This is a genomic window from Pelolinea submarina (genome assembly GCF_003966975.1).
In the GTDB taxonomy this organism is placed as follows: Bacteria; Chloroflexota; Anaerolineae; order Anaerolineales; family Anaerolineaceae; genus Pelolinea; species Pelolinea submarina.
In genome coordinates, this window is sequence record NZ_AP018437.1 from 1,990,670 (window position 1) to 2,005,039 (window position 14,370).

A 14,370-nucleotide genomic window follows, 5' to 3' on the forward strand; every position below is an offset into this window, starting at 1 on the left:
TTTCAAAGTGAGATTTGTTTTTGTGCTCGGATGAATACTTCCAACGCTTTCTCTTTCATGTCCAGGCGTTGGTAGATGTTCCCTAATGACAACCATAAATTGGCGTTGTCCGGTTTCGCTTCGCAGGCCGCTTCCAATAAATCCCTGATTTGCGCGAGATACTGATCGTCAGCGGATAATTCCTGGATTTTGTTCAGCGCGTATTGGACATTTTCGCCTTCCAAAGCTTTCCTGGCTTGCTCCAGTTTCTCTTCCGGAGTTTCCTCATGATTGACACGAATTTGCTGTGTGTCCTGTAAGGGAGGTTTGGGCGCGTCTTCCATGGAAGCAGGGGGTTGATCCTGCACCCATTGAGCGGATGCCGGATTTTCAGCCAGTTCCTCGGGAATTTCAACCGGAATATCGTGGTCGATGATGCCGCTTTCCTCCGGGATATCCGGAAGGTTGACGTCTTCAAGGACTGCCGGTTCCGCGGGAATGGCAATAAAGTCATTGCTGCTGTCCGGTTGGTTTAATTGGTTTTCTTCCATCACCCAATCAGGCGCTGTTTCTTGATTTTCTTGCGGAATATTCCGTTTTTGCAGCTTTTCAATAAAGGCCTGGCGGCGGTTGGCACTCGGATCGGGGATTTCTGCGTCGCCAATTTCGGATAGTACTGCCGAAGTTGGGTTCGTTATTTCCTCTTGCATAGCTTCGTCAATGATACTGGTCCAGTTCAATTCACTGGATGGAGTATCTGTTGGTGCTGCTTCCGCAGCGGGCAGCGCGCTCCAGGTTTTACCTAAGAAATCCTGCCAGTCAAATAATTCATTTTCAGGCAATTCGACTAATTCATCATTAATCTGAACGGAGATATCCGGAATGTCGGCAACATCTCTGGTGGTGGGCAGCATGTATTGGTAATAAGGATTAAGCTCGGATAACCGTGCACGATAATGATTTTCGGTTTCGCTCGGATTGAGCTCGTAAAAGGCTTTATCAAGAATTTCGTTGGCCAACCAGCAATAGGGCAGCCGGCTGATAACGTCCACGCAAGTTTCCACTGCGTCGATATTCTTGCCGGATTTCCACAGCATGTCTGCCAGCGCGAGCTTGTAATCGATCCGGCCCGGTTTTTCATGCAGCCCCAGCCGAATCTCGGCGATGGCCTGCTCGAACAAATCCGAGCGGGTGTACATCTTGATGAGCGCGCCGCGGGTCAGGCGGATGCGGGCCGGTTCCACGTGGTCGCGTTTGTTATATAAACGCTTTAATTCATCCTGGAGTGATTCATTGGCCGGCTGCAACTCGAAGGCATTCTGCATGTGCAGGATAGCCAAGTCCATGCGGTTATTTTGCTCATTAATAAAACTCAACCCGATGTTCGCGACAAAATCATCGGGGAAAATTGACAGAATAATCTCAAAGACTTTCTCGGCGTTGGGAAAATCCTGTTTTTCAAGGAATATTTTCCCAACTTTCCGATAAGTCTCAATTTCTTTTGGATATGACTGTACGATGTTCACGCAATGAGACAACGCATCGTCAATTTGGTGATTTTCAATCAATCTTTCGATATATCGATGATATTCTCTCAGTGCGATATTGCTCATAGATAGGTACAGTCCCTCTGATTACTCTCCCAAATAATCCCGTAATTTCCTGCGAATGGTTGGGTGGCGCAAGCGGCTTAGCGCTTGTGCTTCAATTTGGCGCACGCGTTCACGGGTTACACCCATTTTACGACCTACTTCTTCAAGTGTGTATGCCTGGCCGTCCAAAAGCCCGTACCGGAGCTGCAGGATTCTGACCTCGCGGGGAGGCAGGGTGTCCATGACTTCTTCCAGGTGTTCGCGCAGTAGGTTGTAGGTTGCTGTGACGTCCGGCGCGGGAATTTCGTTATCTTCAATAAAGTCGCCCAGAACGGAATCGTCTTCATTATCGGTTGGTGTTTCCAGCGATAAAGGCCGCCGGGAAACCTTGATCATGTTCTCGACTTTCTTTGGGATAACGTCCAGCGCTTCGGCCAGCTCCTCAATGGAGGGATCGCGCCCCAGTTTTTGGGTTAATTGGTGCTGTGTGCGCAGCAATTTGTTGATTTGATCGCCCATGTGCACCGGCACGCGGATGGTGCGTCCCTGGTCGGCGATAGCGCGGGTGACTGCCTGGCGGATCCACCAGGTCGCGTAGGTGCTGAATTTGTGCCCACGGCGATAGTCGAATTTCTTGGTCGCGCGGATTAAACCGATATTACCTTCCTGAATCAGATCCAGGAAAGGAACACCGCGGCCCATATATTTTTTAGCAACGCTGATAACCAGGCGGGAGTTCGCAGTGATCAGGTGTTCGCGCGCGGCCCAACCGTCTTCAATCAGCCAGCGTAATTCATCTTTGCGTTTGCTGGTTACTTTACCGCGTGCTAATTCTTCGCGTGCCATACGGCCGCGTTCAATACGCTGGGCCAGTTCGACTTCCTGTTCAGCTGTCAACAGCGGTACCCGGCTGACTTCTTTCAGATATAGGCCGATGGTATCATCCGTGTCGATATGCTTCAGGTCATCGATGGTCGTGTCCTGGCTCTCATCGACAATTTCCTTGATTTCATCCTTGCCTAATTCATCTTCGGAAGGATTCGAGGCTAAATCGTCATCATCGATATATTGGATACCGGCAGCCATCAATGCTGCAAATGCTTCTTCTAATTGTGAAACATCTTGTTCGGCATCAGGAAAGAAATGGAGAATGTCATCGATGGTTACATAAGATTTTTGATGCCCAAGTTCAATCAGGCGAGATATTGCCGAGAATTCCAGGCTTTCATCATCTTCAAGCACTTCAAGCTTTTTAGTGTTCATTATTAATAATAAATTACCTCACAGATAGGTTTGTGCAGCCTAAAGTATCCGTGATTTTTCCCTTTAATCAGAATACTATTTTTCAAAGTAAAAATCAATGATATTTATTAACAGTAATATGTAAGATTTTCTTGGAACAAGCCCTACTGCACAATAATGTACTATACAGACTTTAAAGATAAAAGTCAACCATTTATTCTTTGTTAATAAGAAATTTACAAGGGAAATTCCTTATTATGGTAAGAAATCTTGCATGTAAGCGGGGACGGGAGCAATAAACTGCATCGGTTTTTGCTCCCGTGGATGCAGAATTTCCAAAGAATAGGCATGCAAAAACAAATAAGGATATGAAATAGGAGAATTGGAGTTGAATTTCTCTTTCATTTGACTCGCGCGCCAATATAAAGGATCCCCTACAATCGGCAATCCATAGGCCGATAGGTGAGCGCGGATTTGATGCGTCAAACCCGTTTTCGGGAAAATATCCAGGGCACTGTGCCTTTCGCATTTATGGCGTAAAACGACCCGGGAAATAGCCGGTTTACCCAGAATCTCATCCGGAACAGTGCGGTGATAACGATCGCCGTTCACCCGCAGGGGAATTCTGATGGTTTTTTCCTCCCAAACAGGAAAACCGTGGCAAACAGCCCGATAATTCTTAGTAGGAATACGCCGGCTGAATTGTTCGTTGAGTGCACGATGAGCATCTTCGTTTTTTGCGTACAGGATGACGCCGCTGGTGAGCTTATCCAAGCGATGGACAACCCATATCCGTCCAAATTCCTGTGCCAGGGCAAGTTTCAAATTGGGTTGAGCCGGGTCATACCCATCCGGTATGCTTAACCATCCGGAAGGTTTGTTCAACACAATGATATCGTCGTCATTAAAAAGAACAAAATCGTTGAAATTCATAGGTGTTTAAGCTTTAATTTGATATTATAGTTTAATAAAATCAACCAGGAGGAAGTTATGTATATCGTCCAGGTCCATATTACCGTTGAAGAGGATGCTGTCCAAGCTTTTCGAATTGCTACCATCGAAAACGCGAAAAATAGTGTGAAAGAACCCGGAGTTGCCAGGTTTGATGTTATTCAACAACAAGATGATCCCACCCGCTTTGTTTTGATCGAAGTATATAAAGATGAAGAAGCGGCAGTAGAACATAAGAAAACCGAACACTATAAAAAATGGCGTGATATGGTTGAGGATATGATGGCCGATTCACGTTACAGTATTAAATACCACAATATCTTTCCTCCCGATGATGGGAATTGGTAAAAATTATCTTTCGGGCATTGAATAGGAGTAGATAAATGCAAATTGACTTCGCAACCGCGGGCCGGATTATTTTTGGTGCAGGAAAGATGAATGAATTAGCCCAGATTGCCAATGGAATGGGTGAAAAGGCATTTCTGGTGCGCTCCAAATCACAGCCGGCGGCACAAAAAGTCCCCGATCTTCTGAAATCGGTGGGAATTGGCTGTGTTGATCATATTGTGCAGGGTGAACCAAGTACACCCAGCATCCGGGCAGCGGTCGAAAAAGCGCGCTCCGAAAAATGTGATTTTGTCATCGGTATGGGCGGCGGGTCGGTCATTGACACCGGAAAAGCCGTTGCGGCAATGCTTTCCAACAACGGCGACTTGATGGATTACCTTGAAGTGGTTGGCTTGGGCCATAAACTGGAACAGCCTTCCAAACCGTACATTGCCATACCGACTACGGCCGGTACTGGCAGTGAAGTAACCCGCAATGCGGTCATTGCGGTTCCGGAAAAAAGCGTGAAGGTCAGCATGCGCAGCCCGTACATGCTGCCTGAGGTGGCTTTGGTCGATCCGGAATTGACTTATTCGGTGCCCCAAACGGTCACAGCCTCAACCGGTATGGATGCTTTCGTGCAGGTAATTGAACCGTATGTCTGTAATGCAGCCAATCCAATGGTCGATATGTTCTGCCGCGATGCCATTCCGCAAGCCGCGCAGTACCTGCCCGCGGTGTATCAGGATGGCGCGAATCAGAAAGCCCGCGATGCTATGGCCTGGGTGAGTTTGATGGGCGGTTTATCGCTGGCGAATGCCAAATTAGGCGCGGCGCACGGTTTTGCCGGCCCCATCGGCGGTATGTTCCCGGCAGCACATGGCGCAATTTGCGCGGCAGTCATTGCCGGTGTAATGCAGGTCAATATTCGCGCACTGCAAGAGCGCGAACCGCAATCACCCTCGTTGCAGCGTTACGCGGAAATCGCTCGCTGGATTACCGGGGATGATCAGGCTGCACCGGAGGATGGGGCGGAATGGATGAGTTCGCTTTGCCGGCAGCTTCAAATTCCCAGTCTGGGCCGGTTGGGTATTCAGCCATCGGATTTTGAACTGATCGTAGAGAAATCACAGCACTCAAGCAGTATGAAGGGGAATCCGCTTGTGCTGACAAAAACAGAATTAATAAGGATATTGGAACTGTCCTTATAAATAAAAAGAGCGGCCATTCGATAAATATCAGGAGCCGCTCTTTTTCTATTTAAAGGATGGCTTTTATTCTTTAGAAAAGAAACTAACACCCAAAACGCCCGGGCCGCCGTGAACCAAAATCGCCGGCGGTAAAAAGGTGATGGGAATATCTTTTACTTTCAGATTCTTTTTCAGAACTTCTGCCAATTCTTGTGCCTGGTCCGGAACCCCACCTTGTTCGATAACGACACAGCTTTCGTCTCCTTGCGGGCATTCGGCCGAAATCAATTCCAAAAACTTGGCCATCGCTTTTTTGCGGGTGCGTTCGGTTACGACCGCTTCAATCTGGCCGTCATTGATTCCCAGAATGGGTTTCATTTGCAGCATACTGCCCAAGACAGTTTCGGCAGCGCCAATGCGCCCGCCTTTATGCAGGTATTCCAAAGTATCCACCAGGAAAAAAGTGCGGCTGCGTTTTGAAATATCCAAAATATTCTTTTCGATTTCATCGGCTGATAGACTGGCTTGCTGCCATTCCACCGCTTTTCGTACAATGGAACCCATAGCGGAACCCAACGTATTGGTATCGACAATGCGAATATCCGCGTCCGGATAATCCGCTACGGCCACTTCGGCGGAGCGAATTGTGCCGCTCATCTTCTTTGAAGGAGATATAAGCAGGATTGTTTCGCCGGTTTGGGTCAATTTATCCAGAAAAGGATTATAAAGACTGGGATAGGGGGCAGATGTCTTTGGTAAAGTGCTGGACTTTTTCAGGCGCTCAATAAAAGTGTCAGAATCAATTTCGGTATCATCGCGGTAGCTTTCATCGCCAAAAATAATGATTTGAGGGAGATAAGAGATCCCCAGTTTGGCTGCCTCTTCAACTGATAGGCAGGAGAGTGTATCGGCCACTAAATGAGTCATTGACATATTCCTTTCTATTGGGATGGATGGATTGATTGAACTGCGGGCAGACCACCTGCAGGTTCTGCTTTTCGAACTGCGTTGAGCATAGCTTCCGCAAATACAATGGGTGCGAAAGCGCACAATAGGTTCAAGTCCACATGTTTCTTGCCGGTTGCCAGGCTGAAGATCGTGTCTCCGTCCATCGTGGTAAAAGCCGGGCGTGTGGAAATGGCGATTCCGTTCGAGGCGGCTTCAGCGAATTTATTGGCGCCTTCCTTGTCCAGGGTCGCGTTGGTGGCGATTACACCGATGATGGTGTTTTGTTTACCCGCAAAGGACAGGGCTGCCTGGCCTAATTTGGATTGCATGATCGAGAGTGTGTTCGCATAGATAGTTTCCTGGCCGATTTTAATAGGCCCTTTTTGAATACTGCGGGTGCCTGCCACGATTTGGTTGGTCTTGTAGTCAATGATATCGCCCAAGGCGTTAACAGCCACAATGGCGCCGATTACTACCCCTGCGGTGACTTCCATGGAACTGGTGCCAATGCCGGATTTCATGGCCTGGCCCATACCCAGGATTTTGCCGACTGTTGCGCCGGTGCCGGCTCCATGGCAGCCTTCCTGCGGTTTCTCTGTGCTGGCTTGCAGACAAGCGTTGTAACCCATTTGTTTGTCCGGGCGGATGTGCGCGTCGCCCAGCGCCAGGTCAAATAAAATCGCTGAAGGTACAATCGGAACTACGGCAGGGCCGGTATTTATACCTGCTTTTTGCTCCTCAAGGTACTGCATGGCGCCGCCGGCTGCGTCCAGTCCGTAAGCTGAACCGCCGGCCAGCATAATGGCGTGAACCTTTTGGACCATATGCATCGGCCGTAGCAAATCCGTTTCGCGTGTACCGGGCGCGCCGCCGCGCTGATTGACCCCTGCAACAGCACCGCCTTTACACAAAATGACAGTGCATCCGGTCAAAGCTGTTTCATCCTCTGCTTGACCTACTAAAATACCGGGAATATCCGTTATAGAATTGGTTATATTCATAGTCTTATATAATGTGAATGAAAAATTCTCTCCGACCTAATTATAAATGAGAGAAAATAATTAAGGCTTGATGATAAGGTGATTAGGATGAAACAAGGCGATGCAAATAAACCGATAGCATTGGTGATTTTCGGTGTAACCGGTGACCTTACCCGCCGGAAATTGATCCCGGCTTTGTACCAATTGTGCAAAGATGACCAGCTCCCCGCACCGCTGCATGTGATCGGCTTTGCCCGGCGGCCCTGGAGCGATGAGAAATTACGTGAAGAGTTGACCGCAGGTATCATGCAGTTTGCCCGCACCAAACCGGTGAATGCGCAATCGGTTGAAGAATTACTGAAAATGGCCACCTATATTCAATCTGATTTTCAGGAACCGGAGGGATATAACCGCCTGCTGGGCTATCTGGAGGAAAAGGGCTATCAAAAAGTCATCTTTTATCTAGCGACACCGCCGGATGCCTATGTCGAGATCATCCAAAACCTGTCCGTTTGCCAGCGTTATGCGGAACAAAAGCAGTGGGTGCGCATAGTTGTAGAAAAACCTTACGGGCGAGACCTGGAAACCGCGCAAAACCTGGAAGATTACCTGCACCAGTGTTTTTCAGAAGACCAAATCTACCGTATTGACCATTATTTGGGCAAGGAAACCGTCCAAAATATCCTGGTTTTCCGCTATGCCAATGGTATTTTTGAACCTCTATGGAATAATCACTACATTGACCATGTGCAAATCACAGTGGCTGAAACGGTGGGGGTGGGCACGCGCGCTGGCTATTTTGATAAATCCGGCATCATCCGCGATATGTTTGCCAACCATTTGCTGCAGCTGGTCACCCTTACGGCCATGGAAGCGCCTTACGCATTCAACGAATCTTCCGTACGCGATGAAAAAATGAAAGTGCTGCGTTCGCTGCGCCCCATGAAAGGCAAAGAAGCGCTGATCAACACCGTGCGCGGCCAATATAGTGCCGGAGAAGTCAACGGCAAGCAGATTCAGGCTTATTTACAGGAAGACCGTGTTGCGCCGGATTCCATCACCGAGACTTACCTGGCTGCCCGGCTGCACATTGACAACTGGCGCTGGGCGGGCGTGCCTTTCTTTATCCGCAGCGGTAAGGCTTTACCGGTGCGCGAAACGGAAATTGCCATCCAATTCAAGCAGGTACCGCTGTCTTTATTCAATTGGAAGAATATGGCTGGAGAAGCGCCCAACGTTCTGGTGCTGCGTTTGCAGCCCGATGAGGGCATCAATTTGTCTCTAGGAGCTAAAATTCCCGGCCCAATCAACGAAATTGCCCCAGTCAAGATGGAATTCTGCTATCAGGATGCCTTTGGATCGGAACCGCCGGAAGCTTACGAAAGGCTCTTGCTGGACTGCATTCAAGGTGACCAAACGCTCTTCACCCGTACGGATGAAGTGATCGAACAATGGCGTTTTGTAACGGATATTTTGAAAGCCTGGGAGGAAAACCCGGTGAAGAGTCTGCCGCAATATCTGGCCGGAAGCTGGGGACCGGTGCAGGCAGACAAATTTATTGAGGAAGAGCACCGCCGCTGGCGCAGACCGGGCAGTTAAAATCTAAAGCGGGCGCCCGCAGTTGGGGCAGGTGTTTTCCGCTTGCAGCACCACATACCCGCAATTCTTACAGGTAGCCGGCTGCGCGTTTCCCAAAGGAGCGCCGCAAGCCAGGCAGCTGGGCGCGCCGGCCGGGTTGGCTGTTTGGCAAAATTCACACATCACGCGGTGCAATCGCTCGGAAAGTTCATAACCGCTGCCCAGTACGCGCGCGTTGGCGCTCAAAACCTTCCAAATTTCATCGATTAATTGGATGGACTCAATATCCTGGGCGATATCATCGATACGTCCCAACAGGCTGAAGGGATTTTGCATGGCAGCCAGCGCGGAATATCCCAAGCTGGCTGCAACTCCGACCCAGGCTTGCTGGCTGGTTTGCACGGCCACGCCGTCTTCGACTTTTTGGAAAGTCACGGTCAGGGCTGTCTGGCCGCCAGAGGGACTATCCTGGCGGGTTTTGATCTGGACGACAACATTTTCGCCGGACCCGAGTTTGTGGACTACCAGGTTGCCGCGAGTAAAATGGACCAGCAGGCAGGCTGCCAGGTCATCTGTTGAAAAATCGCCATGAAAAATTCGTTGTTCCATACCTATGGATTATAATCTTTTACCAGTCAAAGGTAGCTTATGAAATATAAAAAATCACTAATTGCCATTCTTGTCGTCTTAACATTGACGATTGTATCTATTAAAACACGGCCTGTGGATGCCCAGGAACTTGAACAGCAGCCAACTGTAGCTATTCCCACCGTCACCGGGACTCCTGAAGGCGTCACGATCACCGTTCCGTTGGACCAGGAGTATGTCAATGTGCGCAATGGGCCAGGCACTTTGTATGACCTGGTTGGCCGTCTGGTTGCCGGGCAAAAAGCGGCGGTTTTAGGTCGTTCGGAAGGCGGTGATTGGCTGCTCATCCAATATTTCGGCGGCCCGGATAATCAGGGCTGGATTTATGCGGCGCCTGTCTCACTCTCTGCCGGAGAGGTTTCCATTGTAGAACCACCCCCAACGCTCACGCCTGCCATGACCCAGACTATTAATGCCACCCTGGCGGCGCAGTTCATTACCACACCGATTCCCACCCGCTTGGCTACTTTTACGCCAGCGGAATCCCTGGTCATCCCGACCTATGTAGATGTCTCGCGTACGTCTTTGGCGGGGAGCATCCCTATGGGTTTGGTCATCCTCATTGTGGGGGGGATAGGAGCCATATTGGCGGTCATCTCGGTTATCCGAGGACATTAATCAGGTTTTATTTCGCTCAGCAGCGATCCTTTCATGTATGAAGGACGCATCCAGCGGTTTATACGTTTGAAAGTAGAGAAGGAAGCGTTTAAGTCTTTAAGCGATTCTTTGACGGATTCTTCTCCATACGCGATGGCTTCATCAACGTTGATCGGATCCATGATGGAGTATTTATAGATCTTGGGATGCAGCAGAACATCCGGTTTTTCAATACGCAGACGTAATTCCGCGATCATATTTGAAGTAATATCGTTGGAATCCACAAATACTTTCATGGCCTGGCTCAGACGCAACTGAGCGAAGTGCTGCATGAGGAAATCAGGAACCCGAACGTAGGAAGGCACTTGAATTTTTTCGGCTTCACCCCATTCGCTATTGGGTACCGACAAGCTGACTGCGACAATTGGGTAGTCGGGAAATAGCCAGCGCGCCGCTGAAACCGGCACCGGATCCAGGACACCGCCGTCCACCAGATCCATAGCACCCATACGCACTGCCGGGAACAAGCCCGGAATTGCCGAGGTAGCCTGAATCGCAGGCAGGATTTTCCCGGTATTGATAATAATCTCGCGGCCGGTATTGATGTCCACAGCGGTGGAAACAAAGGGAATTTTGAGGTCACTAAAGGACATATCCCCAAGTTTTTCGTGGAGGAAATTAAAAAATCCCTGCAGCCCTACCAGGGAAGGCGCGTCGTTGGGCGCGCGGTTGATCATTTTTTGGAAATCCAGACTTTTATAAAAGCTTTCCATTTCCTGCGGGGAGAAACCGGCTGCGTACAAAGCGCCGACGATACCGCCAACACTGGTACCGGCGATTGCTGAAATTTCAAAGCCTTCCTCCAATAATTGGCGAATAACGCCGATGTGCGCAAAGCCTTTGATGCCTCCGCCGCCTAAAGCTAAGGTAATCCTTTTCATATTATTATTTACGTCCCAAGTAACAAAAAGTTGCAATATAGCGAATGCTACAGAAATTATATTGTGGTTGATAATAAGCGCGATAAAATTTATATCTTTCAAATATAAAAAGATGAAAACAAAAACAAACTTCGTATAAATTACGATTATGCTTGCTTAAGAATATTAATAACAATAGGATGTTAAAATTAGCCCATGGGAAATAAGATTGTCGCCAAAAACAGAAAGGCGAAATTTGAATACTTTCTGTTGGAAAATTACGAAGCCGGAATTTCATTGAAGGGCAGTGAGATTAAATCCATACGCGCGGGTCAAATTAGTATTGCTGAGGCTTACGTTCAAATCACGGAAGAAGAAGCCTGGCTGATTAACGCGCATATTGCCCCTTATGACCCTGCCAGCCGTGAAAACCACGATCCTTTACGCAAGCGGCGATTGCTGCTGCATAAAAATGAGATCTATGAGATTTGGCAGGCGGTCCGCAGCAAAGGCCTTACGGTGATTCCCACCGAGGTTTATCTCAGCAACGGCCTGGCAAAGTTGAATATTGCGCTCGCCAAGGGCAAAAAATTGTATGATAAGCGGCAGGAAATTGCCAAGCGGGATTATCAAAGAGATCTCGATCGAGAAGGAAAAAGGTAAACAGGATAACTTTATGATTAGTTTGGATGGGCACTCACTCAGTCTTAATGCAGTAATAAGAGCATCGCGTTTTAACGAAAATGTCGAACTTTCACAATCCGCAAAAGCTGCCATGCAGAAATCACAGGAGAATTTACAGGCTATTATCGCTCAATCCAAACCGGTTTACGGGCTGAACACCGGGTTCGGGATTTTTGCCGACCGGACCATCACCCGTGCGGAAAGTCAGCAGTTGAACCGCAACCTGATCCTCAGTCATGCGGTTGGCACCGGCAATCCACTGCCACAGGAAGTGGTGCGGGCGGCCATGCTGATTCGCGCCAATAGTCTGGCAAAAGGTTATTCTGGCATCAAGACCGATATGGTGCACGTTCTTTTGGAAATGCTGAATAAGGGCGTAATTCCGGTGGTTTACGATAAAGGCTCATTGGGTTCCTCCGGCGACTTATGTATGCTGGCGCAGATGGCTCTGGTTGCCAGCACTTCTCCCCAGGAGAAAGAATCCGAAAGCGGCTTTGCGGTTTATCAGGGCGAGGTTATGAGCGGACGCGCGGCTATGCAGAAGGCAGGAATTGAACGCCTGACGCTGTCGGATAAAGACGGATTGGCGCTCATCAATGGAGCGACATTTTCCGCTGCGTTGTTGGCGTTGGCGGTATATGACAGCGCTTATCTATGCTATCTGGGTGATTTAGCTGCTGCGTTGAGCTTTGAAGCGCTTCTGGCGCGCACTGATCCGCTGCATCCCGAATTGCATCAGGCCCGTGAATTAGCCGGACAGATTGACTCCGCGGCTAATATTTCGCATTTCCTGGAAGACAGCACCTTCGTCAATGCCCATCACCAGGTGCAGGACGCTTATTCTCTACGCTGCGCGCCTCAAGTACATGGGGCAGTGCGAGACACGCTGGGTTTTGTGCAATCTACCGTGACGCGCGAGATCAACGCGGCTACCGATAATCCACTGATTGTGGGTGAGGGGCTGGCCATTTCCGGCGGCAACTTCCACGGTGAAGCAGTCGGTATGAACGCGGACTTCCTGTCAATTGCGTTATCCGAGCTTTCCGGAATTTCCGAGCGGCGCACCTTCCGTTTGATGGACAGTCATTTGAACAACGGCCTGCCGGCCATGCTGGTGGGAAATGCGGAAAAAGCGGGGCTTAATTCGGGCATTATGATGCTGCAATATACCGCTGCATCGCTGGTGCTGGAGAACCAAACGCTGTGTTCGCCGGATTCGGTGCGTTCACTGCCGACTTCGGCCAACCAGGAAGACTTCAATGCCAATGCGTATAATGCCGCCTGGCATTTACATCAGGTACTGGAGAACGCGGCCAAGATTATCTGTATTGAAATTTACACTGCCTGCCGGGCTATCGATTTACGCCGGAATGCCATGCCAAAACTGTGTTTAGGCCGGGAAACAGCCGAAGTATATGATTGGGTACGGGCTTTAATTCCCTATCAGGATGGCGATGCATATTGGAAAGAAGAAATCGATCTTCTGCAGGAAGAACTCATCTATAAAAAGAATTTCAGAGAAACCTTTTACAATACTGAATTGACAAAAGCATAAAAAGAAGGTATTGATTAAGTATGTTGGATAATAAAGACCGAATTAGTCGTAGAACTTTCCTCGAAAGAGGATTAGTGGGTTTAGGCGGCTTGGCTGTGATGCCTGTGTTTAAAGGCAGCAAGTCAAAGCTGGCTGAATTCCCTGATAGCGAATACCTGGGGCGGAACACCGTGTATATCCCGTCTTCTTTGCCAATTCGCTCCAAACCAAATGCCGATGCGGATGTTGTGCGCACTCTGAGCGAGGATGAATGCGTCGTCTGGCTGCGTGAAGTGGTCGGCGATCATCCCCTTGGCCGTCCCAACCGCAAGTGGGTTGAAACACCGGAAGGGTATATTTATTCCCCCAGCTTGCAACGGGTAAAGAATCTGCCCAACGAACCTGTCACTACATTGCCAACCTATGGCGAAGATACCGGTATGTGGGTCGAAGTGACTGTTCCTTACGTGAACCTTACTTTGGAAAATCCGCCGGCCAAGTCGCCCTGGTTGAACGCAGTTTCGTCTACTTTATGGCGCTTGTATTACAGCCAGGTTATCTGGGTGGACCAGATTGCCATGGGAGAGGACGGCAATATTCTCTATCGTGTGAACGAGCGTTATGGCTCTTACGGCGATATCTTCTGGGCGGATGCGCGCGCTTTCCGTATTATTACCGAAGAGGAATTGGCGCCGATTAATCCGGATGCGACCGATAAGAGGATTGTAGTTGACCTCAACGCCCAATCACTGACCTGTTATGAAGGCAATACGGAAGTTTATTTCTGCCAGATTTCTTCAGGCAGGACGTTGGATGATCTGGGGAATCCGGTAGAAACCTGGGCAACACCGGAAGGAAATTATTGGGTTTGGCGCAAAGTAATTTCGCTGCACATGAGCGGAGGTACTGCCGGCGCCACCGCACAAGGCTTTGACACCATGGCCATCCCATGGACTTCCCTGTTTGTTGGCGAAGGTATGGCTATCCACGGTGCTTTCTGGCACAACGATTTCGGCACGCCCAAATCACACGGTTGTGTCAACACCACGCCCGAAGATGCCAAATGGATTTTCCGCTGGAATACTCCCCAGGTGCCTTATGGGACAGGCGACATCAGCGATACGCTTAATTACACAGGCACCAAGATCGAAGTAGTGAAACGCCTTTACTAATATGATAATAAGTCCGGTTATGCCAATG

Annotated in this window: 14 protein-coding genes; 7 read left to right on the top strand and 7 right to left on the bottom strand. The window is 49.2% G+C overall.

Translation table 11 applies throughout. The features are described 5' to 3' along the window. Nucleotides 1–2 precede the first annotated feature (2 nt). The 3 genes from Pelsub_RS08770 to Pelsub_RS08780 form a co-directional block, all read right to left on the bottom strand. Nucleotides 3–1,592: a tetratricopeptide repeat protein gene (locus Pelsub_RS08770; protein WP_116224109.1), complete on the bottom strand. Its 1,590-nt coding sequence runs from the start codon at nucleotides 1,590–1,592 to the stop codon at nucleotides 3–5. 21 nt (nucleotides 1,593–1,613) lie between these two features. Then, the gene (locus Pelsub_RS08775) at nucleotides 1,614–2,834 is read right to left on the bottom strand and encodes a sigma-70 family RNA polymerase sigma factor (RefSeq protein WP_116224108.1); all 1,221 of its coding nucleotides are present in this window, start codon (nucleotides 2,832–2,834) and stop codon (nucleotides 1,614–1,616) included. A 234-nt stretch (nucleotides 2,835–3,068) separates the two neighbouring features. Continuing rightward, complete coding sequence (locus Pelsub_RS08780; protein WP_116224107.1) at nucleotides 3,069–3,746, bottom strand: RluA family pseudouridine synthase; 678 nt, start codon at nucleotides 3,744–3,746, stop codon at nucleotides 3,069–3,071. Between the two features lie 57 nt (nucleotides 3,747–3,803). Between Pelsub_RS08780 and Pelsub_RS08785 the strand changes: the two genes are divergently transcribed. Both Pelsub_RS08785 and Pelsub_RS08790 read left to right on the top strand, forming a co-directional pair. Continuing rightward, a complete protein-coding gene (locus Pelsub_RS08785) occupies nucleotides 3,804–4,112 on the top strand; it encodes an antibiotic biosynthesis monooxygenase (RefSeq protein WP_116224106.1) in 309 nt (102 codons plus the stop codon). 35 nt (nucleotides 4,113–4,147) lie between these two features. Further along, nucleotides 4,148–5,302, top strand: a complete 1,155-nt coding sequence (locus Pelsub_RS08790) for an iron-containing alcohol dehydrogenase (protein WP_116224105.1) — start codon at nucleotides 4,148–4,150, stop codon at nucleotides 5,300–5,302. Between the two features lie 63 nt (nucleotides 5,303–5,365). On the opposite strand, the gene Pelsub_RS08795 is transcribed toward Pelsub_RS08790, so the two are convergent. Together Pelsub_RS08795 and Pelsub_RS08800 are read right to left on the bottom strand one after the other, a co-directional pair. Next, nucleotides 5,366–6,208, bottom strand: coding sequence for a DegV family protein (locus Pelsub_RS08795; RefSeq protein WP_158675048.1), 843 nt, complete (start codon nucleotides 6,206–6,208; stop codon nucleotides 5,366–5,368). A gap of 14 nt (nucleotides 6,209–6,222) precedes the next feature. Further along, nucleotides 6,223–7,230, bottom strand: coding sequence for a P1 family peptidase (locus Pelsub_RS08800; protein ID WP_116224103.1), 1,008 nt, complete (start codon nucleotides 7,228–7,230; stop codon nucleotides 6,223–6,225). Between the two features lie 87 nt (nucleotides 7,231–7,317). On the opposite strand from Pelsub_RS08800, the gene zwf reads away from it, so the two are divergent. Continuing rightward, nucleotides 7,318–8,808: a glucose-6-phosphate dehydrogenase gene (zwf, locus tag Pelsub_RS08805; RefSeq protein WP_116224102.1), complete on the top strand. Its 1,491-nt coding sequence runs from the start codon at nucleotides 7,318–7,320 to the stop codon at nucleotides 8,806–8,808. A gap of 3 nt (nucleotides 8,809–8,811) precedes the next feature. Here the strand turns inward: zwf and Pelsub_RS08810 are convergent, their stop codons facing one another. Further along, the gene (locus Pelsub_RS08810) at nucleotides 8,812–9,396 is read right to left on the bottom strand and encodes a zinc ribbon domain-containing protein (RefSeq protein WP_116224101.1); all 585 of its coding nucleotides are present in this window, start codon (nucleotides 9,394–9,396) and stop codon (nucleotides 8,812–8,814) included. A 39-nt stretch (nucleotides 9,397–9,435) separates the two neighbouring features. Here Pelsub_RS08810 and Pelsub_RS08815 point away from each other — a divergent pair, with 39 nt between their 5' ends. After that, complete coding sequence (locus Pelsub_RS08815; protein WP_116224100.1) at nucleotides 9,436–10,053, top strand: SH3 domain-containing protein; 618 nt, start codon at nucleotides 9,436–9,438, stop codon at nucleotides 10,051–10,053. Here Pelsub_RS08815 and Pelsub_RS08820 read toward each other — a convergent pair. Then, nucleotides 10,050–10,973, bottom strand: coding sequence for a patatin-like phospholipase family protein (locus Pelsub_RS08820; protein WP_126440468.1), 924 nt, complete (start codon nucleotides 10,971–10,973; stop codon nucleotides 10,050–10,052). The two genes, Pelsub_RS08815 and Pelsub_RS08820, sit on opposite strands and share 4 nt — an antisense overlap. Before the next feature lie 195 nt (nucleotides 10,974–11,168). Here Pelsub_RS08820 and smpB point away from each other — a divergent pair, with 195 nt between their 5' ends. Genes smpB through Pelsub_RS08835 form a run of 3 tightly spaced genes read left to right on the top strand, consistent with a single transcriptional unit; the run spans nucleotide 11,169 to nucleotide 14,342 of the window. Beyond that, nucleotides 11,169–11,615, top strand: a complete 447-nt coding sequence (gene smpB / locus Pelsub_RS08825) for an SsrA-binding protein SmpB (protein ID WP_116224098.1) — start codon at nucleotides 11,169–11,171, stop codon at nucleotides 11,613–11,615. Between the two features lie 13 nt (nucleotides 11,616–11,628). After that, complete coding sequence (locus tag Pelsub_RS08830; protein WP_158675049.1) at nucleotides 11,629–13,191, top strand: HAL/PAL/TAL family ammonia-lyase; 1,563 nt, start codon at nucleotides 11,629–11,631, stop codon at nucleotides 13,189–13,191. A gap of 20 nt (nucleotides 13,192–13,211) precedes the next feature. Next, nucleotides 13,212–14,342, top strand: coding sequence for a L,D-transpeptidase (locus Pelsub_RS08835; protein WP_116224096.1), 1,131 nt, complete (start codon nucleotides 13,212–13,214; stop codon nucleotides 14,340–14,342). Nucleotides 14,343–14,370 lie beyond the last annotated feature (28 nt).